General features: G+C 54.6%; 28 protein-coding genes and 2 tRNA genes. 17 read left to right on the forward strand and 13 right to left on the reverse strand.

What is annotated here, in order from left to right:
- The first annotated feature begins 15 nt into the window (after nucleotides 1–15).
- The 11 genes from U5L73_RS11495 (at nucleotide 16) to U5L73_RS11545 (ending at nucleotide 8,458) form a co-directional block, all read left to right on the forward strand.
- Complete coding sequence (locus tag U5L73_RS11495; protein WP_322562483.1) at nucleotides 16–1,077, forward strand: hypothetical protein; 1,062 nt, start codon at nucleotides 16–18, stop codon at nucleotides 1,075–1,077.
- Nucleotides 1,074–2,864 (forward strand): YqaJ viral recombinase family protein, encoded by a 1,791-nt coding sequence (locus U5L73_RS11500; RefSeq protein WP_322562484.1) that lies wholly within the window; start codon nucleotides 1,074–1,076, stop codon nucleotides 2,862–2,864. The genes U5L73_RS11495 and U5L73_RS11500 overlap by 4 nt, the downstream gene beginning before the upstream one ends.
- Before the next feature lie 107 nt (nucleotides 2,865–2,971).
- Entirely contained in the window at nucleotides 2,972–3,328 is a 357-nt protein-coding gene (locus U5L73_RS11505) for a KTSC domain-containing protein (protein ID WP_322562485.1), read from the forward strand.
- A 30-nt stretch (nucleotides 3,329–3,358) separates the two neighbouring features.
- Nucleotides 3,359–4,051, forward strand: a complete 693-nt coding sequence (locus U5L73_RS11510; RefSeq protein WP_322562486.1) for a hypothetical protein — start codon at nucleotides 3,359–3,361, stop codon at nucleotides 4,049–4,051.
- A gap of 3 nt (nucleotides 4,052–4,054) precedes the next feature.
- A complete protein-coding gene (locus U5L73_RS11515) occupies nucleotides 4,055–4,963 on the forward strand; it encodes a DNA cytosine methyltransferase (RefSeq protein WP_322562487.1) in 909 nt (302 codons plus the stop codon).
- Nucleotides 4,960–5,505 carry a hypothetical protein gene (locus U5L73_RS11520; protein ID WP_322562488.1) on the forward strand — a complete coding sequence of 182 codons (546 nt, stop codon included), beginning with the start codon at nucleotides 4,960–4,962 and terminating at the stop codon, nucleotides 5,503–5,505. Before U5L73_RS11515 ends, U5L73_RS11520 begins: the two co-directional genes overlap by 4 nt.
- The gene (locus U5L73_RS11525; protein WP_322562489.1) at nucleotides 5,502–6,152 is read left to right on the forward strand and encodes a hypothetical protein; all 651 of its coding nucleotides are present in this window, start codon (nucleotides 5,502–5,504) and stop codon (nucleotides 6,150–6,152) included. The genes U5L73_RS11520 and U5L73_RS11525 overlap by 4 nt, the downstream gene beginning before the upstream one ends.
- Entirely contained in the window at nucleotides 6,149–6,430 is a 282-nt protein-coding gene (locus U5L73_RS11530; protein ID WP_322562490.1) for a hypothetical protein, read from the forward strand. The genes U5L73_RS11525 and U5L73_RS11530 overlap by 4 nt, the downstream gene beginning before the upstream one ends.
- Before the next feature lie 264 nt (nucleotides 6,431–6,694).
- Entirely contained in the window at nucleotides 6,695–7,075 is a 381-nt protein-coding gene (locus U5L73_RS11535) for a hypothetical protein (protein ID WP_322562491.1), read from the forward strand.
- A complete protein-coding gene (locus tag U5L73_RS11540; protein WP_322562492.1) occupies nucleotides 7,072–7,341 on the forward strand; it encodes a DUF4224 domain-containing protein in 270 nt (89 codons plus the stop codon). Before U5L73_RS11535 ends, U5L73_RS11540 begins: the two co-directional genes overlap by 4 nt.
- Before the next feature lies 1 nt (nucleotide 7,342).
- Complete coding sequence (locus tag U5L73_RS11545; protein WP_322562493.1) at nucleotides 7,343–8,458, forward strand: site-specific integrase; 1,116 nt, start codon at nucleotides 7,343–7,345, stop codon at nucleotides 8,456–8,458.
- A gap of 102 nt (nucleotides 8,459–8,560) precedes the next feature.
- Here U5L73_RS11545 and U5L73_RS11550 read toward each other — a convergent pair.
- The 7 genes from U5L73_RS11550 to U5L73_RS11580 form a co-directional block, all read right to left on the reverse strand.
- Nucleotides 8,561–8,636, reverse strand: a tRNA-Lys gene (locus U5L73_RS11550).
- A gap of 7 nt (nucleotides 8,637–8,643) precedes the next feature.
- A tRNA-Lys gene (locus U5L73_RS11555) sits at nucleotides 8,644–8,719 on the reverse strand.
- A 44-nt stretch (nucleotides 8,720–8,763) separates the two neighbouring features.
- Nucleotides 8,764–9,570: a tRNA threonylcarbamoyladenosine dehydratase gene (locus U5L73_RS11560; RefSeq protein WP_322562494.1), complete on the reverse strand. Its 807-nt coding sequence runs from the start codon at nucleotides 9,568–9,570 to the stop codon at nucleotides 8,764–8,766.
- The gene (gene ybgF / locus U5L73_RS11565) at nucleotides 9,567–10,355 is read right to left on the reverse strand and encodes a tol-pal system protein YbgF (protein WP_322562495.1); all 789 of its coding nucleotides are present in this window, start codon (nucleotides 10,353–10,355) and stop codon (nucleotides 9,567–9,569) included. The genes U5L73_RS11560 and ybgF overlap by 4 nt, the downstream gene beginning before the upstream one ends.
- A gap of 8 nt (nucleotides 10,356–10,363) precedes the next feature.
- Nucleotides 10,364–10,906 (reverse strand): peptidoglycan-associated lipoprotein Pal, encoded by a 543-nt coding sequence (pal, locus tag U5L73_RS11570; protein WP_322562496.1) that lies wholly within the window; start codon nucleotides 10,904–10,906, stop codon nucleotides 10,364–10,366.
- Between the two features lie 25 nt (nucleotides 10,907–10,931).
- Nucleotides 10,932–12,191 carry a Tol-Pal system beta propeller repeat protein TolB gene (gene tolB / locus U5L73_RS11575; protein ID WP_322562497.1) on the reverse strand — a complete coding sequence of 420 codons (1,260 nt, stop codon included), beginning with the start codon at nucleotides 12,189–12,191 and terminating at the stop codon, nucleotides 10,932–10,934.
- 8 nt (nucleotides 12,192–12,199) lie between these two features.
- On the reverse strand, nucleotides 12,200–13,054 hold the full coding sequence (locus U5L73_RS11580; RefSeq protein ID WP_322562498.1) for a glycosyltransferase family 2 protein: 855 nt from the start codon (nucleotides 13,052–13,054) through the stop codon (nucleotides 12,200–12,202).
- Nucleotides 13,055–13,148: 94 nt separating this feature from the next.
- Here U5L73_RS11580 and U5L73_RS11585 point away from each other — a divergent pair, with 94 nt between their 5' ends.
- The 5 genes from U5L73_RS11585 to U5L73_RS11605 are packed head-to-tail and all read left to right on the forward strand — an operon-like array spanning nucleotide 13,149 to nucleotide 18,642.
- A complete protein-coding gene (locus U5L73_RS11585) occupies nucleotides 13,149–13,943 on the forward strand; it encodes a glycosyltransferase family 2 protein (protein ID WP_322562499.1) in 795 nt (264 codons plus the stop codon).
- Nucleotides 13,936–15,669, forward strand: coding sequence for a lipid A export permease/ATP-binding protein MsbA (gene msbA, locus U5L73_RS11590; RefSeq protein WP_322562500.1), 1,734 nt, complete (start codon nucleotides 13,936–13,938; stop codon nucleotides 15,667–15,669). The genes U5L73_RS11585 and msbA overlap by 8 nt, the downstream gene beginning before the upstream one ends.
- Nucleotides 15,666–16,382: a polysaccharide deacetylase family protein gene (locus U5L73_RS11595; protein WP_322562501.1), complete on the forward strand. Its 717-nt coding sequence runs from the start codon at nucleotides 15,666–15,668 to the stop codon at nucleotides 16,380–16,382. Before msbA ends, U5L73_RS11595 begins: the two co-directional genes overlap by 4 nt.
- Nucleotides 16,379–17,266 (forward strand): DUF6492 family protein, encoded by an 888-nt coding sequence (locus tag U5L73_RS11600; RefSeq protein ID WP_322562502.1) that lies wholly within the window; start codon nucleotides 16,379–16,381, stop codon nucleotides 17,264–17,266. Before U5L73_RS11595 ends, U5L73_RS11600 begins: the two co-directional genes overlap by 4 nt.
- An 8-nt stretch (nucleotides 17,267–17,274) precedes the next feature.
- Nucleotides 17,275–18,642, forward strand: a complete 1,368-nt coding sequence (locus tag U5L73_RS11605; protein WP_322562503.1) for an O-antigen ligase family protein — start codon at nucleotides 17,275–17,277, stop codon at nucleotides 18,640–18,642.
- Here U5L73_RS11605 and U5L73_RS11610 read toward each other — a convergent pair.
- Nucleotides 18,587–19,642 (reverse strand): glycosyltransferase family 10 domain-containing protein, encoded by a 1,056-nt coding sequence (locus U5L73_RS11610; RefSeq protein WP_322562504.1) that lies wholly within the window; start codon nucleotides 19,640–19,642, stop codon nucleotides 18,587–18,589. The genes U5L73_RS11605 and U5L73_RS11610 overlap by 56 nt on opposite strands.
- On the opposite strand from U5L73_RS11610, the gene U5L73_RS11615 reads away from it, so the two are divergent.
- Nucleotides 19,623–20,546, forward strand: a complete 924-nt coding sequence (locus U5L73_RS11615; RefSeq protein WP_322562505.1) for a glycosyltransferase family 2 protein — start codon at nucleotides 19,623–19,625, stop codon at nucleotides 20,544–20,546. The two genes, U5L73_RS11610 and U5L73_RS11615, sit on opposite strands and share 20 nt — an antisense overlap.
- A gap of 19 nt (nucleotides 20,547–20,565) precedes the next feature.
- Here U5L73_RS11615 and U5L73_RS11620 read toward each other — a convergent pair whose 3' ends face one another.
- The 5 genes from U5L73_RS11620 to rlmH are packed head-to-tail and all read right to left on the reverse strand — an operon-like array spanning nucleotide 20,566 to nucleotide 26,671.
- The gene (locus U5L73_RS11620; RefSeq protein WP_322562506.1) at nucleotides 20,566–21,615 is read right to left on the reverse strand and encodes a hypothetical protein; all 1,050 of its coding nucleotides are present in this window, start codon (nucleotides 21,613–21,615) and stop codon (nucleotides 20,566–20,568) included.
- 51 nt (nucleotides 21,616–21,666) lie between these two features.
- Nucleotides 21,667–24,114: a glycosyltransferase gene (locus U5L73_RS11625; RefSeq protein ID WP_322562507.1), complete on the reverse strand. Its 2,448-nt coding sequence runs from the start codon at nucleotides 24,112–24,114 to the stop codon at nucleotides 21,667–21,669.
- 9 nt (nucleotides 24,115–24,123) lie between these two features.
- Nucleotides 24,124–25,599, reverse strand: a complete 1,476-nt coding sequence (rng, locus tag U5L73_RS11630; protein WP_322562508.1) for a ribonuclease G — start codon at nucleotides 25,597–25,599, stop codon at nucleotides 24,124–24,126.
- Nucleotides 25,581–26,201 carry a Maf family protein gene (locus tag U5L73_RS11635; RefSeq protein WP_416221306.1) on the reverse strand — a complete coding sequence of 207 codons (621 nt, stop codon included), beginning with the start codon at nucleotides 26,199–26,201 and terminating at the stop codon, nucleotides 25,581–25,583. Before U5L73_RS11635 ends, rng begins: the two co-directional genes overlap by 19 nt.
- 2 nt (nucleotides 26,202–26,203) lie before the next feature.
- Nucleotides 26,204–26,671 carry a 23S rRNA (pseudouridine(1915)-N(3))-methyltransferase RlmH gene (rlmH, locus tag U5L73_RS11640; protein ID WP_322562510.1) on the reverse strand — a complete coding sequence of 156 codons (468 nt, stop codon included), beginning with the start codon at nucleotides 26,669–26,671 and terminating at the stop codon, nucleotides 26,204–26,206.
- Nucleotides 26,672–26,677 lie beyond the last annotated feature (6 nt).

Here is a 26,677-nt window from a genome sequence, read left to right on the forward strand (position 1 = left end):
CAACCGAGGCAACAAATGAGCAACGAAGTAGCAAACCCCAACGCCTTTGCGCCGGCGTTAATTCCACAGGGAATTGAATCGGCCTCCAGCGCGGTAGCGGCACAGGCGAAAGCCATGGTCGAGTCCCGTTACATCATGGCTATGCGCAATCCGCGCAACTGGGACCAAGTGCGCTCGGATCTGATCAAGGAATGCCGCCGTCCGTCCTTTGCGGACAACAAGAGCACCTACTACATCAAGCCTATTGGCGAAGGTGTTGAAGGCTTGGGGATTCGCTTCGTAGAAGTGGCCCTGCGCTGCATGAAGAACGTGCTGGTTGAAACCACCATGATTTTCGAAGACGAGATGAAGGAAGTGCACCGCGTGAGCGTCACTGACTTGGAAGCCAACATCACCTACCCGCTGGACGTCCGCGTCAGCAAGACGGTGGAACGCAGCAAGCCCAACGCTGATGGCTCATTCCTGAGCGTTCGCAAGAACAGCCGCAACTACAACGTCTACACCCTAATTGGTACGGACGACGACATTCTGAACAAGCGTGGCGCTCTGATTTCCAAGGCTATCCGCACTATCGGCCTGCGCATCATCCCGGGCGACCTGTGCGACGAAGCAGAGCAAATCATCAAGGCTGTGCGCCTGGACAGCGCTGCTAAAGACCCAGACGCCGAGCGCCGCAATATCGTTGATGCCTTCGCTGAAATCGGCGTCAATGCCACTGACTTGACCAACTACCTTGGACACGCCATTGCGCAGTGCTCCCCCGCCCAGATTGTGAAGATGCGCGGCATTTACGGCGCAATCCGTGACGGCGAATCCACTTGGCAGTCTGTCATGCAGAACAAGGCCGAGCAAGCTGGGGCTGCCTCCGGCTCCACCGGCGAGAAGCAACTGCCGGCCTGCACTACTGAGTCGTTCGACAAAAACAAGGCTGGCTGGATGAAGGTCATCAAGGACGGCAAGAAAACCGTCAACGACCTGATTACCACCATTCAAACCAAAGAGCTGTTGTCCGACGAACAGCGCATGGAAATCGCGAGCTGGGCCACAGCCGCTGCAAATGAAGGAGCTGCACAATGATCACTATCGACGTACAACAGGGCTCTTCGGCATGGCTGGAGCTCCGCCGAACACACGACACAGCATCCGAAGCCCCTGCGGCCTGCGGAGTCTCCAAGTACACCAGCCGCACGGCGCTGATGCACCAGAAGTTCACCGGTGAAGTCGAGATCGTTGGAAGCGCTAAGCAAGCAGTATTTGATCGCGGCCATGAGGCGGAAGCCTTGGCACGGCCCTTTGCCGAAAAGATCGTCGGTGCCGACCTGTACCCCACAACCGGCACATTGGTGGTGGACGGTCTGAACTTGCTGGCCAGCCTGGACGGCGCCACCATGGATGAAGAAATCATCTGGGAACACAAGCTCTGGAATGCCAGCCTTGCTGAAGCCGTGCGCAATGGGACTCTGGATCCGCACTACACAGTCCAAATGGACCAACAGCTCCGCGTCAGCGGTGCCAAGAAGTGCCTTTTCATGGTGTCTGACGGCACTGAAGAGAACATGGTGTGGTGCTGGTATGCCACATCGGAAGAAAAGCAGACTGTCCTGATTGCTGGCTGGAAGCAGTTCAATGCTGACCTGGCCACCTATGTGCCGCCCGAAGTAATCGTCCCGCCCGTGGCCGCGCCCCAAATGGGCCTGCCGGCTGTTGCCATTCAGGTGACTGGCTCCATCGCCTTGGTGGACAACTTGGACAAGTTCGGGGCTGCGCTGAATGCCTACATTGCCAAGCTGAACCGCAAGCCCGAAACGGATCAGGATTTTGCGAACTTGGAAGATGCAGTCAAGCGGTTGAAGGTGGCAGAGGAACAGCTTGATGCTGCCGAATCCAGCGCGCTTGGGCAAGTTGAGAGCGTCGACACGATGCGCAAGACCGTCGCCCTGTACCGTGAGACAGCACGCACCAATCGCTTGCTGGTGGAAAAGCTGGTGAAGGCTGAGAAAGAGAACCGCAAAACTGCCATCTTGAGCGAAGCAGCTGCCGAGCTGGTCACCCACATCAAGAAGCTGAACGAGCGTTTGGGCAAGCCCTACATGCCATCCATCACAGCCGACTTCCAAGGCGTGGCGAAGGGTTTGAAGAGCCTGGACAGCATGAAAGACAAGGTGGCAACTGAGCTGGCGCGCTGCAAGATCGCCGCCAACGAAGCTGCTGACCTCATCCAAGCGAATCTGACCACCTTGCGCGAGCTGGCCAGCGAGCACGCCTTCTTATTCGCTGACGCGGCCCAGCTGGTGCTGAAAGCCAATGACGACCTGACCGCCCTGGTGAAGACTCGCATTGCAGACCACAAGGCTGTTGAAGCTGCGAAGGAAGAAGCCACCCGCGAGCGCATCCGCGCCGAAGAACAGGCCAAGGCCGAGAAAGAGGCCCGCGAGAAGCTGGCCGCCGAGCAAGCCGCGGCTGCAGCTGAACAGGCGGAGCGTGAGCGCATTGCGGCGGAGGCCGCAAAGGTCGAGCGTATCGCTACAGCGCCAGACGTTGTCCCGGTTGCCACACCAACACATGCACCGGCCGCCGTGCCGTTTGAAGCCGTAGTTGCCATGATGCCGCCCGCTGTGCGAAAGGCCATGGCACCTGCCAAGGCAGACAAGCCAGACAGCGAACCCACCTTGAAAGTGGGCGAGATCAGCGAACGCCTTGGCTTCACCTTGACTGCCGACTTCATCAAAGTGCTGGGCTTTGAGCCTGCCAAGGTGGACCGCGCCTCCAAGCTCTTCCACGAAGAGGACTTCCCCGCCATCTGCCAAGCGCTGATCAACCACATCAGCGAAGTGTCGGACCAGTTCAACGCCGTCGCCGCGTAACAAGTTTGGGGGCGAGTGGCAGCTATCGGCTCACCGTTTAAAGGATACGGACAAGTCGGCCCGACTGAAAAACATTCCCCCCGCCCATCACCCCAACGGAGATCACCATGACCAAGACATTCACCCCCGCCCAACCCTACAGCGAAGAACCACGCCCAGCAATCCAGTTGATGCCTGTCGTCAGCAATCAGGTCGCTGCTATCGGCTACGACGAGGCCACTCAAACGCTGGCCGTTATGTTCACGCGCGGCCAGGGCGCGATCCATCACTACACCAACGTCAGCAAGGAAACCTGTGAAGCCTTCGTTACAGCCGAGTCTATCGGTAAGTACTTCGGCGAGCACATCAAGAACCTGCCTTTCACCAAATACCCAGCTGAGCCGGCACCCGAATCGGAAGACGGTCCGCAAAGCGATGTGGCCGCTGCGACCGGCAGCTTGGCTCAAACGGCTGTCGAAGCCTGAACCTGTTCCCACTCACGAAAGACCAACAACATGAGCCAAATTCAACAAGGCAAATTCGAGTTCCCCAACGCCATCAGCGTGCAGATGCTTAACGTCAACCCGCGCAAGGAACTGCATGGTGAAGAGCATGTGCAAGCCGTAGACCTAAGCTTCAAAGCAGATTTTGAAAACTCCATCCTGAATGAAATCTTCTGCCCTGGCTTGCGTGAAGCCCTTTACTTCAATGCTGCAGGTGAGTCGGGCCAAGAGCGTATCGAAGGCGTGCCAGAAACAATCCCCAACCTGCGTTTCTCCAAGCTGAACGGTCAGCGCTACACCTGGGGCGGCAAGGAAAAATTGGTGGGCTACGTATTGCGTTTGGAATACGGCTTGGGCGACTCCATCAGCAACATCGAGCTGGAGCTTTGCAAGGTCTCTGGCCGTAGCTTTGAGATCAAAGAAGGCGGCACCGTCACCGTGTACTGGAAGGTTCAGAACGCCAGTGACCGCCTGGACATGGAAACCTGCGGCAAGCTGGTGCTGCTGGCCAGTGATGAAGTCACCATGAGCCTTGTTGCCCCCACCGTCTACCAAGAAGAGACCGTGAAGGACATCGAAAACCCCTTCATTGATCCAGACCCTAAGCCCTTGGAAGGTCAGGAAGGTGGCAATCTTGCCACCTTACCACTCTTCGCGCAGACGCCCGAAGACGCTTTGGCTGCATCTGTTACTGAAGAGGCGTAAGCCATGAAAGCCATCGACCTCTTCGCTGGCGCCGGTGGCTTTTCCACTGGTGCCACCATGGCTGGCGTGCATGTTGTCTGGGCGGCCAATCACTGGCCAGCCGCAGTGCAAGTGCACGCCAACAATCACCCCAGCACCCAGCACGTTTGTCAAGACCTTCAGCAAGCGGATTGGAGCCAAGTCCCTGCACATGATCTGCTGATGGCATCGCCGGCCTGCCAAGGTCACAGTCGCGCCCGAGGCAAAGAACGTGCACACCACGATGCGCAGCGCTCCACCGCGTGGGCGGTTGTATCGGCTGCTGAGTTCCACAAGCCCGAGACAGTGCTGGTCGAGAACGTACCAGAATTTGCCAAGTGGGCGCTTTACCCCGCTTGGTGTTCTTCTATGGGTGCGCTGGGGTATGCCCTATCGCCGATGGTTTTGGATGCCGCTGACCACGGCGTGGCTCAACACCGCCGCAGGTTGTTCATTGTGGGCACTCGTAGCAAGCACCCCGTGGAATTGACCATGCCCCGCCGTGAGCATGTCGGATCCGCTCAGATCATCGACTTTGATGCAGGCCGCTGGTCTGCCATCGATAAACCCGGACGCAGCCTATCTACCCTGTCCCGCATCACCGAAGGCCGTAAGGCGCACGGCTCCCGCTTCTTGACTGCCTATTACGGGAACGAGCAAGGCGGCCGCTGCCTCAGCCGCCCCGTGGGGACCATCACCACCCGTGACCGCTGGGCCGTCATCGATGGTGAACGCATGCGGATGCTGTCAGTGGACGAGTGTCGCAAGGCGATGGGCTTCCCCGCCGAATACCAATTACCCACCCGCGCCAAAGACGCCATGCACATGCTGGGCAATGCCGTTGTGCCAGTAGTCGCGCGGGACGTCATCCAAGCATTGAGGAAGGCAGCATGACCACAGCCGACAAAATACTCAAAGTGTGCGAATCGCCCAACGGGCACACCCGCGCGGAACTTGCAGAGCTGCTGGGCAAATCAGGCTCACAAGCAGTAGGTATCGCCGAATGGCTTATCGCGAATGGCCGCTTGCACAAGTCCGGGGTGCGGCGTGCATATCGATACTTTACAGACAAGGCACACGCTGACGCATGGGCACTTATCGCACCAGAAGCGTTCAAGGCACAGCTCCGAGCAACCAAAGAGGCAGAGCGGATTGCTAGAAACGCTGCATATCAGCGCAACAAAGCGACAACGCACGCGAAAAGGCCGAAGGAGCAGGCAGCGGTGGCCGTACCTGTAGCACCTGCAGCCCCTTCACTTGAGCAGAGTCGCCCGAAGCCAGAAGCGAAACCCGCGAAGGTCTCGTGGCCAGCGCATGTATCTATCCAGGTAATACCTACGCCACCCAGCCGGTTTGCTTTCCAGCCACGAGAGGGCTGGCGTGGTCAGATCACGTCAGATTGGATGGCACGTCGGCAGCAGGAAACAGACGTATGAAGCAGACCCCTACCCTCTTTCAGCGCCCCATGGTGCAGGCCATCGTGCGTGAAGTCGACCCAAAGACCCAGACGCGCCGCCATGTCAAAGGCGAAGCACTGGACTGGCTGGAGGCGCACAACTTCACACCAGAGTTTGTGGCGCTCCCTGAAAACAGGATGTCGCCCTACGGGTATGCCGGTGACCAAATCTACGTGAAGGAAACCTTCTTCGCATGGGGCCGCTGGGAAACCCGATTCAGCGCCAAGAAAGGCCGCGATGAGTGGCACTTTGTGGACATGACGTTGGAAACTGGCCATCAGTACGTGTACGCGGCTGACGGCATACAGCCAGCATTGCTCGGAAGGAAGCGTTCAGGAGGTGTCTCACCAGCATGGTGGAAGCGCCCCGCCATCTTCATGCCGCGCACCGCCGTGCGCATCTGGCTGGAAGTGGTCAGCGTGCGCATTGAGCGGGTGCAGGCAATCAACGAAGTGGATGCCATTGCCGAAGGCGCGCCGTGGGCAGCATGTGGCTCGCCGCAAGAAGGCTCTCACAAGGCTGGGTATGCACAGCTCTGGGAATCGATCAACGGCCCCGGGAGCTGGGATGTGAATCCATGGGCTTGGGTAGTCGAGTTCAAACGTATTTCCGGAGCCACCCAATGAACAACCACGCGATGTTGAACGCCCCCATGATGCTGAACGGCCTGAAGATGGTCATTGCCCCCGTCTTCCCAAAGATGACGCTATCGAAGAGCGTGACGGTTTCCCCAGAGTTCCGCGAAGAAATGGACGCATGGATGCTGGAATTCTTCGGCACCACGTGCCTGGTGGAGCGGGGCCAAACATGGGTCTTGCAGCAGCAAGGAACGATCGTGCTTCACCCAGATGACTACGCGGCCATCAAGCATATGAACTTGAACTTGGGGCGCGTAGTGCTATGAACGGCCCTTTTTATCAACGTCAATCAGGTTTGGACAAAAACCAGTCTTGGCCCACCTGCTCAAGCTTTGCGCAGCAAATTCCACACTCGAAATGTTTGGTATCGAAACTGGTGGGCGCAGTAGCGGCTGCCCTCAGCTCCGAATTGCTGCTGCGTGAGTGCGAAAGCGATCCATGTGGTCCTTTACGCTCGCCCTTCAAAAGGACGGAGCAGTCGGCGCAAGGCTCGGAATTAGTCATTTGTTTCTCCGCTTGAGGCGTCAATGATGACACACCACCGCATTACCCCCAAAGGTCTGCACATGGGCAAGAACGCGACCCGCCTTGCTGCGCTGGGCTTCAAGCGCCTGGAAGCCGATGGACTTGCCAATCTCGGTCTGCCCATGCTGCGCGATGAGATGTGCAATTCCTGCGCCTGCCAGCCCGACACGGTGCCGAATGGCTGTTTGCAGACCCAGCTTGACCTGCTCAAGTCAGCCGCCGAGGGAAAGCCATTTTTCTGCCACGCCCCCAAAGACGGAAAGATGTGCGCCGGTTGGGTGCGAGTCCGCGCCGAGCTGGTGGCAACCCCCTTGCCGCAGACGGTTATGGAATTGCTGGACAAATGGGAATACTCGCCACCTGATGAAGTGGAGGCAAGCCAGTGACAAACCTACCTTGGTTCTCTGATGCGGAGGTCGACGACCTTTGCACAGGACTCAAAGTCAACGCCGCGAAGGTGCGTCACCTTGAGTCCTTGGGGCTTACGGTCAAGCAGAAGCCCAACGGCCGCCCGCTGGTCATGCGATCCCATGCTGAGCTGACGCTCAGCGGCATGAAGGCTGCACAGGTTGCGATTGAAGTCGCATCCGATACCAGTCGCCAACCCAACCGGGATGCGCTGGTGCTCAAGTTCAAAAAGAAGGCGGCGTAACATGGGCACGATGGGACGACGAAGAAAAGATAGTGGCCACGGGATGGAGCCCCGCGTGTATGAACGACGTAGGGTCTTCTTCTACGTGCACCGAGGCACTGGCAAGTGGGAGAGCCTTGGAAAAGACAAAGATGCCGCGAACCGCAAGGCTCGCCTGTACAACGATCCTGACGACCTCTATGGCACGGTCGTGTACTGGCTGGAGCAGTTCCTATTGGACTGCGAAGCTCGAGTGAATGCCAAGACGCTTGCAGCCCGGACGCTTGCCGACTATACGAAGGCGATTCGTCTGAAGCCAGAAGCACCGTCACATGGGGCACTGAGTACCTATTTTGCGGCACCTATGACGCCGCTGGACGTGAAGCCTAGCCACATTGAGGACTACCTCACTATCGGATTGAACGCTGGACGCGCTGTACCCGCCAATCGCGAAAAGGCTTGCTTCTCGGCTTTCATGGGCTGGTTGATACGGGGAGGCAAAGTGCCTGGTCTCACCGTGAACCCATGCTTGCGGGCAAGCGGTGTACACCGCAACCCCGAGAAAAAGCGAGAGCGATACGTCAGCCACGAGGAATACCGAGAGGTTTTTGCAGTCGCCACACGCTCAGAACGCCTGCTCATGGAGCTGACTTACCGCACTTTGCAGCGGCCAGAGAGTGACATCATCCTATGGGATAGCCGCGTGGTGATCACCGAGGGCGGCCGGCGCAAACTGGAATTCGTGCAGAACAAGACAGGCACGCCGCACAAAATTGGATTCAGCGCTGCCATGGAGGAACTGATTCCCCGGCGTGACGGCAATGTCCTGAAGTTGCGAGAGCCGCTGATCAAGACACTGAAGGGCGAGCACTACACCTACACAGGCTTGAACTCCATGCTGCGCCGCTCAATCGAAAAAGCGAACAAACTGCGTGCAGCCAAGGGCCTTGATGCCATGCAGTTCTTCGGTTTCCGAGACCTTAAGGGCAAGGGAGCCAGTGATATGTACTACTTGGGCAAAGTCCCGTTGGCACAGATACAGCAGCTGCTTGGACATGCAAATCAGACCACTACGGAGATCTATATCAAGGCCCGTTGGAGGGAAACTGCAGAGCCGAATATGGTCGTGATGGCCTGACGGGAAACACTGGATATTGGACACACATCCAACAAACGTCCAATAAGAAAAAACCCCGCTACCATTTCGATAGCGGGGTTTCCTTGAGGCACAAGGCCTAACTGGTGGGAACTGAGAGATTCGAACTCTCGACCTACGGATTAAGAGTCCGCTGCTCTACCAGCTGAGCTAAATTCCCAATAAATTGGTGGGACCAGCGGGGGTCGAACCCACGACAAACGGATTAAAAGTCCGCTGCTCTACCAACTGAGCTATGGTCCCGACAGTGTTCTTTAATTACTTATTGAACCCTGCGAAGCCTCAAATTATAGCGCGGTTTTTTGGGTCAAAACGCTGTTCGAGGATAGTTTATCAATAATCCATCCAGCAGCACACATGCCAAAGGTTGCAGTCACGCTGACCATGGAGCCATACCCGTGGCAATTGAGCGTGCCATCACCTTCCAGGGCGCAGGGGGCATCTGGGCCGCGCACGGCCTCTTTGCTGTACACACAAGAAACGCCAATGGACTTTCCTTCTTTAGGCGCTCCATGCTCCTTGCGCAAGCGGTACCGGAGTTGTGCGAGCAAGGGGTCGTGTGTGCAGACACTCAAGTCTCCAATTTCCACCAAATGCGCAGCCCGCTTGCCACCCGCGGCACCCACCGAAATCATCAGTTTCTTATTGAGGCGGGCCCACGCCGCGATCGCTGTCTTAGCGCGAACCTGATCGCAAGCATCAATCACCGCATCCACCTCGGATCTAAGAATGCCAGGCCAGTTGTCCTGCGTCACGAAGTCATCGACCAAGTGCACTTTGCAGGCTGGATTGATTTGCCCGATGCGCTGTGCCATGGCCTCGATTTTTGACTGGCCAACGGTATCGGTCAGTGCGTGCAATTGCCGGTTGATGTTCGACTCAGACACATGGTCCATATCCACCAGGGTGAGCTCTGCGATACCGCTACGAGCAAGCGCCTCTGCAGCCCAGGACCCCACCCCACCAATTCCGATGACTGCGACGTGCGCACTTCGGATACTGCGAGCAGACTCCTGGCCATAGAGACGCGCGAGTCCTGAAAACCGACGCTCACTATCCACGGGTGAAGGATACAAATCGGCCGACACCGTCACTTCAACCGAGCTAAACGATCTTTAGCCGCGGATGCAGCTTCGGATGAGGGGTATGTAGTCAGCAACTCTTCAAGTGTCTTCTTACCGCCCTTGGCATCTTTCAACTCAAGAAGGCAATTGGCGAGTGCCAAAAGTGCCTCAGGCGCACGCTGGTGATCAGGCGACTGCTGAACAAGCAAGCGGAAGTTGATCAGTGCGCTCTTATAGTCTCTCGTCGCGTACTGAGCGCTACCTGTCCAATAAAGAGCTGACGGGCGGAAGCCGGAATTCGTATACCGAATCAAAAAATCCGAAAACAAAGACTCGGCAACCGCAAAGTCACCCTTTCGAAAGATGGCCAGCGCCGCGTCAAAGTCCCGTTTTTCCGCGACTTCCACCAGAAAATCGCGCCCTTCCCAGCTGATTTTCACCGGCTCCAGCTTGCGCAAACGGTCTTCCCACGACTGGGCAGAGTCCTTTTGCTTGCGCTGGACATCGGCCACATCTTTGGTGAGCTGCTCGACCTGCCCACGCAGACGGGCATTTTCTACCCGGCTTGTTTCTAGCTGGTTCTGCAACTCGACCAAAGACCGGCGAAGTTGAGAAGACTCTTCGGTCATCAGCCTTTGGAGATCCGCTGACTTTTGATCTGAGTCGGCGCGCACGGCCTCGATTTTTTGCCGCAAATCGAGGATCGCGCGGCGCGCTTCATCGTCGTCAAATAAGCCCGCAGCAGCAGGACCTACGCCACAAACCATCGTCAGGGCCAGGGCTGTTGCTCGCAATCGGTGAACCGGTAAACGCATGATCGGCATTAGCGATAGCTGAATTCAGCGCGGCGGTTCTTCTCGAGGGCAGCCTCTGTATTACCGGTCACAGCGGGTTTTTCTTTGCCGAAACTCACCGATTCCATCTGGGATTCCGCAACACCCAGCAGCGACAGCGCTTTGCGCACTGCATCCGCCCGCTTTTGGCCTAATGCGAGGTTGTATTCACGTCCACCGCGCTCATCGGTATGGCCTTCCAGGTTCACTTTGCGTGACTTGTCGGCCTTCAAATAGCGAGCGTGTGATTCCAATATGGACTGAAATTCAGCGCGGATCACGAAGCTGTCATAGTCAAAGTAGACGGTTCTTTGTGCTGCGCTCAAGGCCGGGTCTTGTTTGGATTTGTCGAGCTCAACACTGGCAACTGCGCTCTTTGACACACCAGAGCCATCGCCGGCTTGTGCTGCCATGCCACCCGCGTTAACCGCCTGACCGCTTTTGTCTTCCACGGGGACGTTGTCCAACTTCACGGACGAACCGCAGGCACTCAAAACTGCTGCCACGGAAACTGCCAATACAAACTTCTTCATCTGATCTCTCCAAGTAAATTAAGGTTTATTTCTGCGCAGGACCCCAATCGGGCTCCCGAATGTCACCGGATTGACCGGCAAGTCGAGCCTTGATGCGGCCGTCCAAAGACGCTGTCATCAGGGCCTCTTTTCCTTGCATCAGGGTGGCGTAAATCACCATCCTGCTATTTGGCGAAAAGCTGGGACTTTCGTCGGCGGTCGTATCGGTGATGGCCACTGCGGTGCCGGACACAAGGTCCATGACATGCAGCTTGAAGGCGCCGCTAACCCTTGAAATATAGGCAAGCCACTTCCCATCAGGACTCACCGCTGGCGAGATGTTGTAGTTGCCGGAGAAAGTGATTCGCTCGGCATTGCCGCCGGTCACACCCACCCGGTAAATCTGCGGAGCACCGCCACGGTCGCTGACGAAATAAATGCTTTTGCCATCCGGTGAGTAAACCGGCTCCGTATCGATAGCCGAAGACTGCATCAGGCGGCGTGGCTCTCCACCACGGGCATCCATGACGAACAGTTGCGAGCCGCCGTCACGACTGAGCGTCAATGCGATGGAGCTCCCATCGGGAGACCATGTCGGTGCACTGTTGGAACCCTTGAAGCTTGCGACCAACCTGCGTTTGCCGGAATCTATGTCTTGTACATAAACCACTGGCTTCCGGGCTTCGAACGAAACATAGGCAAGTTGATTTCCATTAGGCGCCCAAGCCGGGGAAATGATTGGCTCTGGGCTACTGAATGCAGGTTGCGCATTCTCTCCGTCGGCATCAGCGACCCACAGGCGATAGCTAGACCCAGCTTTGGTTACGTATGTCAGTCGTGTGGAAAAAATCCCTTTATCGCCTGTGAGCCGTTCGTAAACAAAGTCGGCAATCCGGTGGGCTGTCAGTCGCAGATCTCCCGCGGGGACTGCATGACTCTGGCCACCGAGATCCTGATTCCGAACCGTGTCCCACAGCCTGAACCTCACGTCGTACCGGCCGTCGGCCAATCGGGAGACGCTTCCGGCGACTAACGCATCAGCGCCTCGCAGACGGATGGCGGACAGATCAGGTCTTGCAGTCTCATCCAACCCGGGTGCTGTATCGAGCGGTTTGAATTGCCCGCTGCGCTCCAGGTCCGCCTGAACAATGGCCGCAATCTTCTGTGGCGACTGATCGTCACCCCGAAAACCGGAAATCGCAACGGGTATTTGGGTCAGACCGACCCCGGATACCTCCACTCGAAACTGGGCTTGCGCCTGCATTGCCAGCACACCCAATACACAGGAAACCAAAAAATTTTTCATTAAGTAGATTATCGTTGGTGTGTCACACGGACTTCTGAGTGGCCTAAGCTCTCTCGGTAGCCGATGGTTGCATTGATTTGTTTTGTTAAGATTCGTTCCCGAACCAAGCGTGCATTCACGTTTTCCATGTCGCGACTGCTCTCTCGATGCCACAAGTGATAGACCTCTGTCGACCAGAAGCCGTTTTTGCGGCACAAACCCGCGTTATGGAGACGAAGAACGAAATCAGCGTCTTCGTGCCCCCACCCTACAAATGTTTCATCAAAGCCGTTGACCGCAATGTAGTCAGACTTAAACAGTGCCATGTTGCAACTGCGAATTGCTTTCCACTTGAACGAGCGCTGGAGTCTTGATGGGAAATCCGGTAAACGGAGTTTAGCGCCTAGCTTGCTGCTCTCACCCCGGACACGCCGGCCCATCCAAGTAGGCCAAGGCTGGTCGATCACTGCGGCTTCGCTGCTTAGGACCTTGCGCGTGAATGCCTCACTTAGCAAAACCCTGCTTCCATTTACAAAGCAATTCTTTTGCGCGAGCGATCGGTGCCGAGCAACAAAATCCACTTCGGGCACGCAGTCCCCGTCGAGAAGTATCAGGTAGCGGCCCGACGAGGCTGCGACACCCAAGTTGCGGGCCTGAGCAGCAGTGAAGCCCGCATCAGGGTGCCACACGTGGGTCAAAGGGAAAGACGCGCTTGCCTGCAACTCATGGATTCGCGCTTGATGGCTGGGAGTTGATCCATCGTCGGCGATGATCACTTCAAAGTTTTTATCAAACTGATGCTCCAGAGCACCAACAACACAGGCGAGCGCGTCGCTCCGGTTGTAGGTGGTGATGACGATGGAGATAAGGTCTGCGCAGGACATTTTCGACTAGACTAGGCCGCCCTCTTGCACAGCCGCAAACAGACAGCATGTCGATGCTCAGAAGAGGGCTGAAACTTTTGGATGTTATCACCCCATGCCGACCATCTCCGTCTACATCATTGCCTACAACGAAGTGGCAAAAGTGCAACCAGCGATAGAGAGTGTTTCTTGGGCAGATGAGGTCATCCTAGTCGACTCAAATAGTACCGACGGTACTGCCGAGTTGGCCCAAACTCTGGGCGCGCGGGTGGTCCAAGTCGAATTCAAGGGATTTGGTCACCTGCGTAACCAAGCCATTGCAGCCTGTACCAAGGACTGGATTTTCAGCCTGGATGCTGATGAACGTTGCACTCCACAAGCAGCCCAAGAAATTCAAACGCTCATCAATAGTCCCCAAGCGCTCGACGTTTATCAAACGCCCCGCCGAAATTACTTTATGGGGAAGTGGATCAAACACTCGGGCTGGTATCCCAATTACCGACAGCCACAGTTGTTCCGTCGGGGAACCATGAGTTACGACATGAAGCCGGTTCATGAAGGCTATGTGCTTCATTCAGACAAGCCCATTGGACATATGGTGCAAGAGATTTGGCAGTTCCCGTTCAAGAACATGGCGGAGGTGATGTACAAAGCCAACCGATATTCAAGCCTGGGCGCTGAGAAGATCAAGCACAAGAAGATCACCATGTTTACGGCACTCAGTCATGGAATTTGGGCATTCGTAAAGCACTTCATCTTTAAAAAGGGCTTTCTGGATGGCTGGGCAGGCTTCGTCATTGCGCTTGGCAATTTTGAGGGCACATTCTTTAGGTACGTGAAAGCGATTGAACTTCAGCAAGGCGAACGTTGGAAGGCGCCTGCGGCAAGCGATCGGACTAGCAATGAATAAGGAAGACCGGGCGCTCTACATCCGGCTTATGGGCTTTCTGAAGCCCTACTGGAAGGCCTTTTCGATCGCTGTGGCTTGCATGGTGTGCACTGCGGCAACGGAGCCAATGTTCCCCGCCATCATGAAATATCTGCTGGACTCAGGGTTTCAAACGGCAGACAAAAAAATGGTGTGGCTTATTCCGGCGAGCATTGTGCTGCTATTCGTCGTACGTGGCCTTTTGTCTTTTGTTACGAACTATCTGATGACGTGGGTTTCGACGCGTTTGGTTGTCGACCTGCGACGCGCCATGTTTGACAAGCTTTTGAGTGCGCCAACACAGGTTTTCCAGTCTGAGCCGGCGTCTCGCTGGATATCGCGTTTGCTCTATGACGTGGACAACATCAATCAAGCGGCAACCAATGTTTTGGTGACTGCATTGAGAGAGTCGTTAACCGCCATTGCGCTTCTCAGCTACCTGCTATACCTAGACTGGAGGCTCACTCTGGTTACATTGACAGTAGGTCCCATCATCGCGGTCCTCATTCAAAGCTTTGGAAAGCGCATCAGGAAAGCGAGCAAGGCCAGTCTCGAGTCCTTACGCGCGATCGCCCATACCGTCGAAGAAACAACTGCTGCCAACAGAGTAATCAAGGTGTACGGCGGACAAGAACAACAAAGAGCCAGATTCCATCGTGTCACCGAAAGCTTCCGGCGGAGCATGATGCGCGAAGCTGTGCCGGCATCTGCTCTGACACCTATTACACATATCGCCGCGTCGTTCGCCATAGCTTTCATCATTTTCATGGCGCTTAGCCGGTCTATGGGGCAGGCAGGGGATTCAGCGGGTGGCTTCGTCTCTTTTATCACCGCGATGTTGTTATTGATTTCGCCCATCAAGCAGCTCACAACGATCAGCCCTATCTTGCAACGAGGCCTTGCCGCGTGTGAGAGCGTGTTCGGAGTCCTTGATGCGGAACCAGAACCCGACTCTGGAAAGCAATCGCTTACAGCCGCCAGAGGCGAATTGGCGTTCGAGAATATAAGCTTTCAGTATCCGGGAAGCGAGAGAAATGCATTGGAAAATATCAGCTTCACCGCAAGGCCGGGCCAGACTGTCGCATTGGTTGGAGCCTCTGGAGGGGGAAAGAGCTCGCTAGCTGCTTTGATTCCGCGCTTTTTCAGCCCAATATCAGGGCGAATCACCATCGACGGCGTGGACATAGCAAATTTGACCTTGCCGAATCTGCGAAAACAGATCGCCTTGGTTAGCCAAGATATCGTCTTACTCAATGACACGATACGAGCCAATATTAGCTTCGGAGAGGCATCTGAGGCTAGTGATGCGCAAGTGCGTGATGCAGCGATGGCTGCACATGCCTGGGAATTTATTTCAAAGCTTCCCAACGGGTTGGATACTCCAGTAGGGGAAAACGGAGCAGCACTTTCTGGCGGACAGCGGCAGCGGATTGCGATCGCACGCGCGCTTTTGAAGAATGCGCCCATACTTATTCTTGACGAGGCGACATCAGCGCTGGACACGGAATCAGAACGAATGGTCCAAGAGGCCTTGGCCTCACTAATGCTCAATAGAACGACATTGGTGGTTGCGCACAGACTGAGCACGATTGAAGGTGCTGATTTGATTCTTGTAATGGATCAAGGGCGTATTGTGGAACGCGGCAATCACTCCAGCCTAGTGCAAGCGAACGGTTATTACGCCAGTCTCCAGAGGTTGCAAACATGAAGATCCCTATTCTGATGTATCACCAAATCGATGCACCGCCCCCTCGCGGAACTATGTTGCGAGGGTTGATCGTGGCGCCATCCTCATTTAATTGGCAAATGAAAATGCTGCGTTTGATGGGATACACCGGTCTTTCCATGCGGGACCTAGAGCCCTATTTACGAGGTGAGAAAAAGGGCAAAGTGGTTGGAATAACCTTTGACGATGGATACCAAAATAACCTGACCTATGCTTTACCCATTTTAAAAGCCAATGGTTTCACGGGAACATGCTACGGCGTGAGTCGCATGATTGGCGGTACTAATTCATGGGACTCTGGAAAGGTTGCTGAAAAACCTCTCATGACCCAACAAGATTGGCGTTCATGGCATGCGGCAGGAATGGATGTAGGCTCGCACACGCAAGACCATGCCAAGCTAACCGAGCTTATACAAGATGATGCGCGTAAACAAATTACGCAATCTAAATTGGAGTTGGAGCAAATGTTGGGAGCGGAAGTGAGACATTTCTGCTATCCCTACGGCTGGTTCCAACCAGAGCACGAAAAAATGGTACTAGAGGCTGGCTATATATCCGCTACAAGCACACGTCGTGGTCGTGTTCAAGCGGGGGACAATCTTTATGCGCTCAAGCGAATCATGGTCGCGAGAGCCACCAATCCCCTGCAGTTTCTCATGAAAATCGCCACATCGTATGAGGACCGCCGCTCGTGATTGCATTTGCTCTCTACTGCAAGAGTTACCGAGTCGATGTCAAGCGTGCAAAGCGTTTGGCGCTGACAGTGGAGAAATATAACGTAGATAAAATTCCATTTTATATTTCTTGCCCGCAAGCAGACCTGCCGATATTTAGGGAATACCTCTCTAGTTTGAGTGTCAAACTCATCACTGACGAGGAGATAATTCTGAGTAATCCAATGCACAGCCTCGACAAGGTGAATACCATCCCGGGGCATCTGTCACAACAAATTATTAAATCAGAGTTTTGGCGCCTAGGACTTGCAGAAGCCTATTTGTGCTTAGACTCGGATTGTCAATTCATCAGACCATTCCATCTGAGTGAATTTCTGGACACTTCAGGCACCCCATACACGGTAGTCGACGAATGTCGCGAGATACTTCTACCCGCTGCATCCTTGCGCAAGCAGAAAGTCATTGATAACTTTTATAAAGAGTCTGTCCTAGTTCAGCGGGCTTTTGAAAGAGCTGGCAAGCATTACAATTTTGGGCCCAATTGCCCTGTTTGGCATCGTGATGTCTGGATGAGTCTCGACGAAAGTTTTATCAAACCACGCGATACAAGTTTTGCTCAGCTCATAGTGGAGCATCCAATTGAAATGCGTTGGTATGGTGAGGCGCTACTCAAGTATGGTGCGATCAGGCTTTTACCTTCTCAGCCGTTCTTTAAGATGTACGCCTATGCTTGGCAGCTGCGGAGAGATCGCGCTGAAGGCTTGGTAGAAGAAGATCTAGCTCAATTTTATTGTGGAGTAACTTATCAGTCCGCCTGGGAACGGGAAATGGATTGGCCAAGCGAAGGCGGCAATCTGGCATCCAGACTTGGCCGTCGTTTAAGGCGATCACTGGGACGCACATAAACCGCATCATGACATTGATCACTACAAAGAAATCAGGGACAGTATTAGTTCTTTCAGCAGCTATTCTTTTAGCAATTTGGCCCTTGCCGAATACTATGGGGGCTCGTCATTTAATGCTGCTTACAGGTTTTATAGCTGCAGCATTCATATTGCTGCCAAATCGTCATGTCTTCAATTCATGCCAAGCTTGGCCGATTTATTTTTTCTTTTCTTTTTTCATTTGGCTCTTATTTCACCTGTTGATACCGAGTAATCACTTTGCCGAGCAATGGAAAGAACTAACGGGAGACTGGTTAAGAAATTTCTTGGCTTCAATAATAGGCCTCGCTCTTGGCATCGTGCTCAGTGCCCCCAAGAAACACCTCTCTCCGAAGTTACAGAAGATGCAGGAACCGGTGCTGATATGGGGCTTAGCTGGTACGACCAGCATATTTTGCGTCCGATATATTTTTGAAGTCTTTCAGACGGGTCAGTGGATCCATTCGGATTTTTACATGACGCCCTATCTTGGCAAAACACCATTGGTCATTTTTGGTGGGCTTTTAATCCCCGTCATGCTCACCAAAGCACTGGACGCGCTACAAGGCAAGGAGCGGCAAGTCTGGTATCTGTATAGCTTTATGGGGTTACTAGCAACTCTACTGATGTTTTATTTCGCAAACACAAAAAACGGTTTCGCGATGTTTGCCTTGCTGCTCAGTGTTGCTTTCTTTGCGGCCCTCAAGAATCTGGCAAGAGTTAAAGTTTCTCTCCCTAAGTTGGGCGGGGTTACTCTGGTAAGTGTATTGATATTTGGTTACGTCATATACAAGCACCTCGATACCAACACTGCTTGGTCAAATTTAGTGGCTGATTACAAGACCAGCGTCAAAATTGAAGAGCATGACAACTGGAAAGATAAGACCTCGCCGCTCCCAATCAACGGCAACGGCATAGCCGTGAACGGCAGCACCTATGAAAGAGTAGCGTGGGCACGAGCTGGGCTCGAACTTCTGATTGATCATCCCCTAGGCTACGGGCTCATCAACCACTCTTTTGGGGCCTTGGCAATCCAAAAGTGGAGCGACTTTCACAAACCTGACGGAAACAATAGAGGTTCAACCCACAGTGGATGGCTGGATTTCACATTAGGCTTCGGAATACCAGGGCTGTTACTAGTTTGCATTCCTCTTGTGACGAGCTATTCCAGAGCACGGAAAAGGACAGACTTTTGGGGCGCATACGCGCTATGGACAATTCCCTTAATCGGAGTTAGTTATGTGACGACCGAAGTATGTACTGGCCACTTTATTGAGCTTTTGTTTTTCTTAACCGCAATGTTCAGCGGCTTGACGCTCCAACACAGCCGCGGACCCACTGACGAAAACGTCGACTGAGTTTAAAGTCTTTGGCCTCGTGATCTGAATAAAGCCGAGTCTGAGGGCGCGAGGTATCAAGCGTTCGCGTGTCCTCCGATAAGTCTAAGGTCGGATACAGTTTTTCCAATTCAGAAAAAATATTGTATTCATACATTACACGACGCTTGGCCTCTCGACGCACTTCCACACTCTTTTGGTCAAAGTCGCTTCGTAAGACCTCTTGAATTATCTTGAATGCCTCTCGTGGGCGATCAATATCAATGCGGGCATAGCTCCCTTTCGGAAAATACTCGGCCACGTTGATACAACCGCTATAAATCGGGAAACAATCTCTCAGAAACGGATCTGCTAGCTTTTCTGTCCAATAGTTGTGGTGAATGGAGTTTTCGAGGGCTATGTGAAAACGATACTCGGCTAAGGCCTCGTCTTTGTCGGCCATGGTTCGACTACCTCGTCCGAAGTAATCAATCTGATCCCCGAACTCCTCTTTTAACTGCTCGACAAACTTGATTCTCTGTCGATGACCGCTTGTCACCGCATTGTTTGAGCAAATCACAGAGCACAGCTTTGTTTTTACTGGACTTTGTTTTTCTAGCGAAGAGAAATCCAACTCCGCGCGAAAGCGCTCAATCCCGTCAACGAACTTGACACCCGCGAACCAATTAATGCCTGGTTGCATCAGAATGGCTCCGGGGTGTTTTGTGTTGCTCTGGGTGGTAATCACCGTACCGAATTGTTCAAGGAATCGCGGTTGATAGCGGTGAAAACTCTCAGGTTCACCTGCCACAAAGATGCGACGATGCAAAGGCACGGAAGTCACAAGTGGCATATCTGGCCATGCTGAATAGACCACCAACCAGTCATACCCCCCCGTACAATCGGTGCCAAAAGAATAATCGGTCTGTCCCCACGAGTCACCGACTTCTTGCATCTGCCTGCTCCAGGGCCACGCGCCACCAGACTCATCGACGAATAGCACTTTACGTTTTTTCACTGTTATGTCGCCTGTTTTTTCCATCGTGCTTTGCACCTATAACGCTCAACCTTATCTTGATGAATGCATTCAGAGCTTGCTCCAACAGACATTCCACGATTTTGAGCTGATTATCGTGGACGATGGGTCCCAAGACGGAACTCTTGCCTATTTGAATGCCCTGACGGATCCACGCATTCGCGTTATTCCTCTAGATACAAATCAAGGTTTGATCTTTGCAAGAACAACCGGGTTTGATGCCGCGAAAGGCCGCTACACCGCCATCATGGACGCGGATGACATTTCTCACCCCCGCAGACTAGAAGAGCAGCTCAAGGCAATGGATTCGGGAGAGGCGGATGTGTGCGGTTCTTTCCACATCACTCTGGATACAAAAAGTGGAAGGCGTCGCTCCCGACGATCTGCGTTTTCGGACAGCGATATCAGGGCTTTGCTGACCATCTACTGCCCGCTCTGCAATCCGAGCACGAGTGTGGCCACTGAACTACTTCGCCAACACCGCTACGACCCGAGCTACCCACACGCTGAAGACTATGGTCTATGGTGTGATATTGCCTCACAAGGCGGGCGGTTTAAAAATATCACAAGCCCCTTATTGACGTACCGTTTGCACCCCGGCCAAATTAGTATTGTTAAAAGAGAGACTGCCAACAACTCATTCAAGGCGATCCAAGCCAAATATGTACAGGCTGTCACGGGCAACAGCTTAGTCCCTCACTCCATGCCGGTTAAGCAGCGATGGGAAGACGCAATAGTCTTCATGAAAATGATTAACCAAAAAATACCCGGCATCTCGTTTAGTGCTAACTACGAGCTATATGCAGAATTTCAGTATCGCAGTAACGGCTGGCTAACGCCCCTACTACGTATAGAACGTTTGGTAATCGCTTTATGGGCGACTCGGCGAGGTCGCTACAAGAAATCCTGAGCCACAGGTTCATGAAGGACTAATTCGAAAGACATAAGGCCGAGGTTAAGCGGGCTATCTCTTGGAGATCTTCCTGCCCAAGAGCATCGCCCAGCTCAAGTACACCATCAGCCCCGCGATATGAATGCCACATTGAAGGAACAAATTTAGTTTGTCCGCCGAGTATTCCGGCTAAATGCGTCATACCACTTTTAGAGCCCACAAGGATATCTGCTCCGGTCAACACCCGGAATGACTCAATGAGCGGACTATCAATCAACTCAATAACCTTGCATCGTCCAGGCGGCAACAATTCTTGCCAACTCACTGGAACGCCATTTTCAGAACAGTAGCCACCGTTCAGACCTTCACTCACCACATAGACGGAGAGAGCTCTATTGCCACTGGATTGCAAAATAGTCGTCAAAATTTGAAGGTACCACGCATCAGGTAGCATACGTTTAGATAGATCTGCGAATTGCCGGCCAGGCAGCAGGTCACCTCTTCGAACGTGAACTGCGACCTTCAGGGTATCGGATAGCTGGGGGGCATATTGCTCTGGGAAGCCGCCTTGCCCCGCTGCGTCATAGCAACGTTTGAACCAGGCTCTGGTGGCCTCATATTCAAAATCACCTGTACGCTTCTCCGGCAGACGAAAAACGACGCCATCCTCCGGATTGGCTCTCACAGCTTCATCAACAATGCGGTAGGCTTCGTCATCCTCCTGATGATTAGATGGGATACAAATCGCTGTTGCTGGAAGCTGAACGAGCCTCAGCTTTTTATTACGCAAAAGTAGCTCAATCTCACTGCGATTTTTGGTGTGCGTGGAAAATCCAAACAGCGCATTGATATCGTCGCCAATATTATGTGTTTCGTAGACTTGCCTAAATGTCATTCGACGTATCCACTGCTTTATCCGCCATGCCCACTGGGTGCTGCTTGATTTCCTAACTTGAGAGTCCGAATAAGCAAAGGTAAGCCCATGACGCAGGCATATTTTCACCGCATTGTTAACATGTCCAAGTGAGTGACCAATACCGGCGTCTGGATTCTCATAGTCGACTAGATAACGCCCTAACTCACTCATAGTTCAACCCTCAGCGTACAAAAACATGGTGCACTAAACAACATCGCAGCTCTATCTTTGCGCATTAGTCCAGCCAATCATTGCTGCAATAGCTGCATTGGTGGTGTAAGGACTTTGAAACCCGTTATCCGATAACGTGAACTCTGACCATCGAACGAATAATTCTCGAACCGATTCCGCCAGATCCCAAGAGGCCGGAGCATTGGGTACAGCCTCGACAGCACGTTGGCCCGCGCACCCAATTAACTCGGACATTTGAGGATTGCCATACACAGTCGCCAAAATAGGCCGCTGCATCCAAAGATACTCATACAGTTTGGACGGAATGTATTCGGCACAAATAGGCTCTGTACCATGCAATAACAGCAATACATCCGTATTGCGCATGCGGCGCAAGATCTGCTCCCGCCCGGAGAGACCAGTGACCGGATCGGCCTCGATCCGCCCAAGTTGTCGCACGATATCTCTGATCGGCGATTTGTGTAAGGCCGCTTCAGACACCTCATCCAGTGGCCCACCAGTAAGTTGCAGCTCAATCCGCCCTTTTAAATCGGGGCTCTCGGACACCAAGGTTTCTAACGCGCCGATGATGGGGGTGAGGTTACGGGTCCCAGACAGGGACCCGAAATGCCCTATCACCATCTTCGGGCCCGGCACATACGGAGGCATTACTTTGAATGGCGCATCAATTCCCGGCAACATCATCTTGCCGCGCTCACCCAATTGGGGGTGACGGCGCCTAGCACTTGCCAGTGCCTGATCCGTGAACCAGATCGCCACATCCGCGTGGGTGCAAATAATGCGCTCAACCTCAGCTTGCATCAACTCTTGCTTGCTCACGGGCTCACTGCCCGGCATGACCAATGGATCGTGCACCTCAGCCAGCCAGCGCACGCCCAGCGATCGCTTTAAGGCGTTACCGGCCAAATGGGCTGCAAACGCACCGCCTGTGGAATAGATGAGATCGAACTTCCGGTCACGAGCCAACAGCCAGCCCTTCAAATAAGCAGATAGCCACCAGGACCAAGAGCTCTCCACAGGCCGGAGAACCTTTTCGAGCAACATGAAAGGCAACAAAGGCAGCGAGAGCAGCAACATCACCAGCCGGTACACCAATGGAGAACTCAGATGCTTGCGTAAAACGTGACGCAACTCAAAGCGAATTCCTGCCGGCCCTGCCGGCCAGAGTTGGTAATGCTCGTAGTGACGATCACGACTACCCGACACACCGCTAAATACCACCAGCTCTATGCCTGCAGCCTCTAGGTGCGGTAACTTATCGGTAATCGTTTGACTTGCAGCACGTCCATCCATATTGAAGGCATGGGAGAGTACCAACCATCGCTGACGGTACCGACGCGTCACACCGGAAAAAAGCGTGCTGTAGCGCCGCCCGGCCTCGGTCCAAGAGTTCGCGCTAGCGAAGTTCACCCCACAAGCGGCCAACGCTAAGGCCTTCTCTTTGTTACCTAGAAAAGCCTGTATGTTGAAAGCAAGTTCCAGGGCATCGGTCGGTGTTGAAAGCAAGATGGCGTTCAAACCCTGCGTCAAATCCTTGGCAATTCCACTAAACGGCGCGTCGCTCACCACCACGGGCAAACCATGCGCCATGGCCTCCAACACAACCATGCCGTAAGAGTCTTCCAAGGTGGGATGCACCAACATGTCCGCAGCGCTGTAGGCCACTGACATCTCTCGAAAGCTGCCCCTAAAGTGCACCCGAGACTGCACGCCCAGCACTGTGGCTTGTTGCTCATAGTCACTGGTGCGCTCCGAACGGCCGATCACCAATAGCTGCACCGTACTATCAAGCGTGGCCAACGCGTCCAAAAGAGTTTTGAGCCCCTTCTTGCCGAAGTCATTGCCCACAAAGAGGAGCACCGGAACATCATCGGGCAACTCCAAGGCGCGTCGCGCTTCGGCTTTGACCGCTGCGGTGGCCGGCCCGGGCACTGCATCCACACCTGGCGTAATGACCTCCAGCATCCCGCGTGAATCCGGGAATGCTCGCTCCACCACCTCTTTTAATGTAGTGGAAGCGCAGACCACTTTCTTTTTGTACGCAAATGCAAAGCGCCGCTCTTCCAGCCACAGATAGGCTAGCAAGCGTGGGCTGGTCACCACTTTCAACCACCGCAGAGCCAAACCAAAGCCTCGCTTCCCGGTAAACAGCGTGTGCTTAACCGGCAACACATGCACGGTCTGCACATTCCCATGCCAGGTGCTCTCGTGAGAGTGAACGATATCGAAGCCACTGCGCGTGGCCCGCCAGGTTTTCCAGGCGAAGTAAAGTTGGTTGATCCAGCGTGGGCGCTCCATCGGCTTGGGCACCCGGTGGTAGGTCACTCCGGGGCAATCATGCGAAATGGTTTGCGCAAACACATGCAAGTCATGCTCTTGCGCGAGTTGCTCTACCACCGATATGGAGTAGCGCTCTGCCCCACCCCCGGTTACCGAAAAATTGCGGCTCAGTACCGCGATACGCAAACGCTCAGTCACAGGCCACCATCACAGCAACACGATGTCGTATTGCTCCTGGGCCATGCCTGCTTCGCTCTGCAGCGACACCGGTTTGCCGATGAACTCCGAGAGCCCGGCCAAATGCTGGCTTTCTTCATCCAACAGGAGCTCAATCACCTTGGGCGATGCCACTACCCGGAACTCGCGTGGCGTGAACTGACGGGCTTCACGCAAAATTTCACGCAAGATGTCGTAGGCCACACTGCGCGGAGTTTTGACAATGCCCTTGCCTTCACAGGTAGGGCAAGGTTCACACAACATGTGAGCTAGGGATTCACGCGTGCGTTTACGTGTCATCTCGACCAGACCCAACTGCGAGAATCCACCCGCCATAGTCTTCACCCGATCACGTCCCAGCTGCTTGCGGAATTCCGCCAACACGGCATCACGATGGTCTTCGCGCACCATGTCAATGAAGTCGACAATGATGATGCCGCCCAGATTACGTAACCGAAGCTGTCGTGCAATTGCCTGTGCCGCTTCAAGGTTGGTCTTGAAGATGGTGTCGTCAAAGTTGCGCGCACCAACAAAGCCACCCGTGTTTACATCCACCGTGGTGAGCGCTTCAGTCTGGTCTACGATCAGGTAGCCACCCGACTTGAGCTCCACCCGCCGCGCTAGCGCTTTGGCGATTTCTTCGTCGATGGAGTACAGGTCGAAGATAGGTCGTTCACCCTTGTAATGCTGCAACTTCTCAGCCGCTGCGGGCATGAACTCCGCTCCAAAGGTCTTTAGCGCATCAAACTGCTCGCGCGAATCCACGCGAATGGTCTGTGTCGATTCCCCCACCAAGTCACGCAACACGCGCTGCAACAGGTTCAAATCCTGGTGCAACAAACTTTGCGGCGGCAGACGAAGCGATGCGTCCTTGATCCGGGCCCACGCCTTGCGAAGGTAAGCGATATCGTCGCCCAGCTCCTTGTCCGACGCATCTTCGCCATTGGTGCGCAAGATGAACCCGCCGCCTTCTTTGCCGGCAAGCGCCTGCATGCGGCTGCGCAGCTCATCACACTGGGCGGTAGGGATTTTTTGCGACACGCCGATGTGGTCGTCTTGCGGCAAAAACACCAGCAGGCGGCCGGCAATGCTGATTTGCGTAGACAGGCGGGCGCCCTTGGTACCGATCGGGTCCTTGATCACCTGCACCATGAGGGACTGGCCCTCAAACACCTGCTTCTCAATCGGAATCTGGGGCTGCGATGCGCGAGAGGCACTCAGCGACTCACCCTCTGCCGGGGGATGCCACACATCAGCCACATGCAAAAAGGCCGCGCGCTCCAAGCCAATGTCGATAAACGCCGACTGCATGCCGGGCAGCACCCGCGCCACTTTGCCAAGGTACACATTGCCCACCAGTCCGCGCTCCAGCGTGCGCTCCACGTGCAGTTCCTGCACTGCACCGTGTTCCACGATGGCCACCCGCGTTTCTTGCGGGGACCAATTGATCAGGATGTCTTGTTGCATGCGAAGCCCACCTCGCGCAAGGCCTGCGCTGTTTCAAACAAAGGGAGGCCCATGATGCCAGAGTAAGAGCCCTCAATGCGCGCGATAAACGCGGCCGCCCTGCCCTGCACACCGTACGCTCCGGCCTTGCCCATGGGCTCGCCACTGGCAACGTAAGCGGCAATGTCGTCTTCGCTCATGGCCGAGAACGTGACTACCGATTCCGAACATGCCTGCGCCGTTTTGTCGCCCCATGCCACCGCGACAGCCGTAAACACGCGGTGGGTTCCGCCTGCCAACGCGCGCAACATGCGCTTGGCATCCTCTGCATCCTCCGGCTTGCCAAGGATGCTATCCCCCAAGGCAACGGTCGTGTCCGCACAAAGAATAGGACGATTTTGACCGCTAGCGCCCGCCAGACGTGCGCGAGCAGCTATCAATTTAAGAGCAGTCACCCGCTGCACATAAACTGCAGGCGTATCGCCCTCGAGCACCACTTCCAGGCTCTCCGCATCTTCATCAGGAGTCGGCAAAAGTAATTCATGTGCGACTCCGATCTGGGTCAGCAACTCGCGGCGGCGCGGGCTCTGGGAGGCGAGATAGATGAAATCCGGGGCATTCATGGTCATTCCCTGTGGTACGGGTGATTGGCGTTGACCGACCAGGCCCGGTAGAGCTGCTCAATCAGCAGCACCCGCACCATGGCGTGGGGCAAAGTCAGGTCGGAGAGGCGTATGCGTTCATGCGCAGCCTGTCGAAACTCGGGGTCCAGACCGTCGGGACCACCGATGATGAGCGCCACATCGGTGCCGCCCAGCTGCCATTCCTTCAGACGGTCGGCCAGTGCGGTGGTGCGCAGGCTGGTACCGCGTTCGTCGAGCGCCACAATTCGCGCCCCTTTGGGGATGGCTTCCTCTATGCGCTTGCGTTCAGCGGCGTAAAGCTGTTCTACCGTTTTGGAGCCTCTCGGCTCCGTCTTGATGGCTTTGAGCTCTACTTTGAGTTCATGGGGAAAGCGCTTGGCGTAGTCGTCCCACGCGGTTTGCGCCCAGTCCGGTACCCGCTGACCGACAGCGACGATGACCAGCTTCACGCAGAA

Source organism: Rhodoferax sp., assembly GCF_034520025.1.
GTDB lineage: Bacteria > Pseudomonadota > Gammaproteobacteria > Burkholderiales > Burkholderiaceae_C > Allorhodoferax.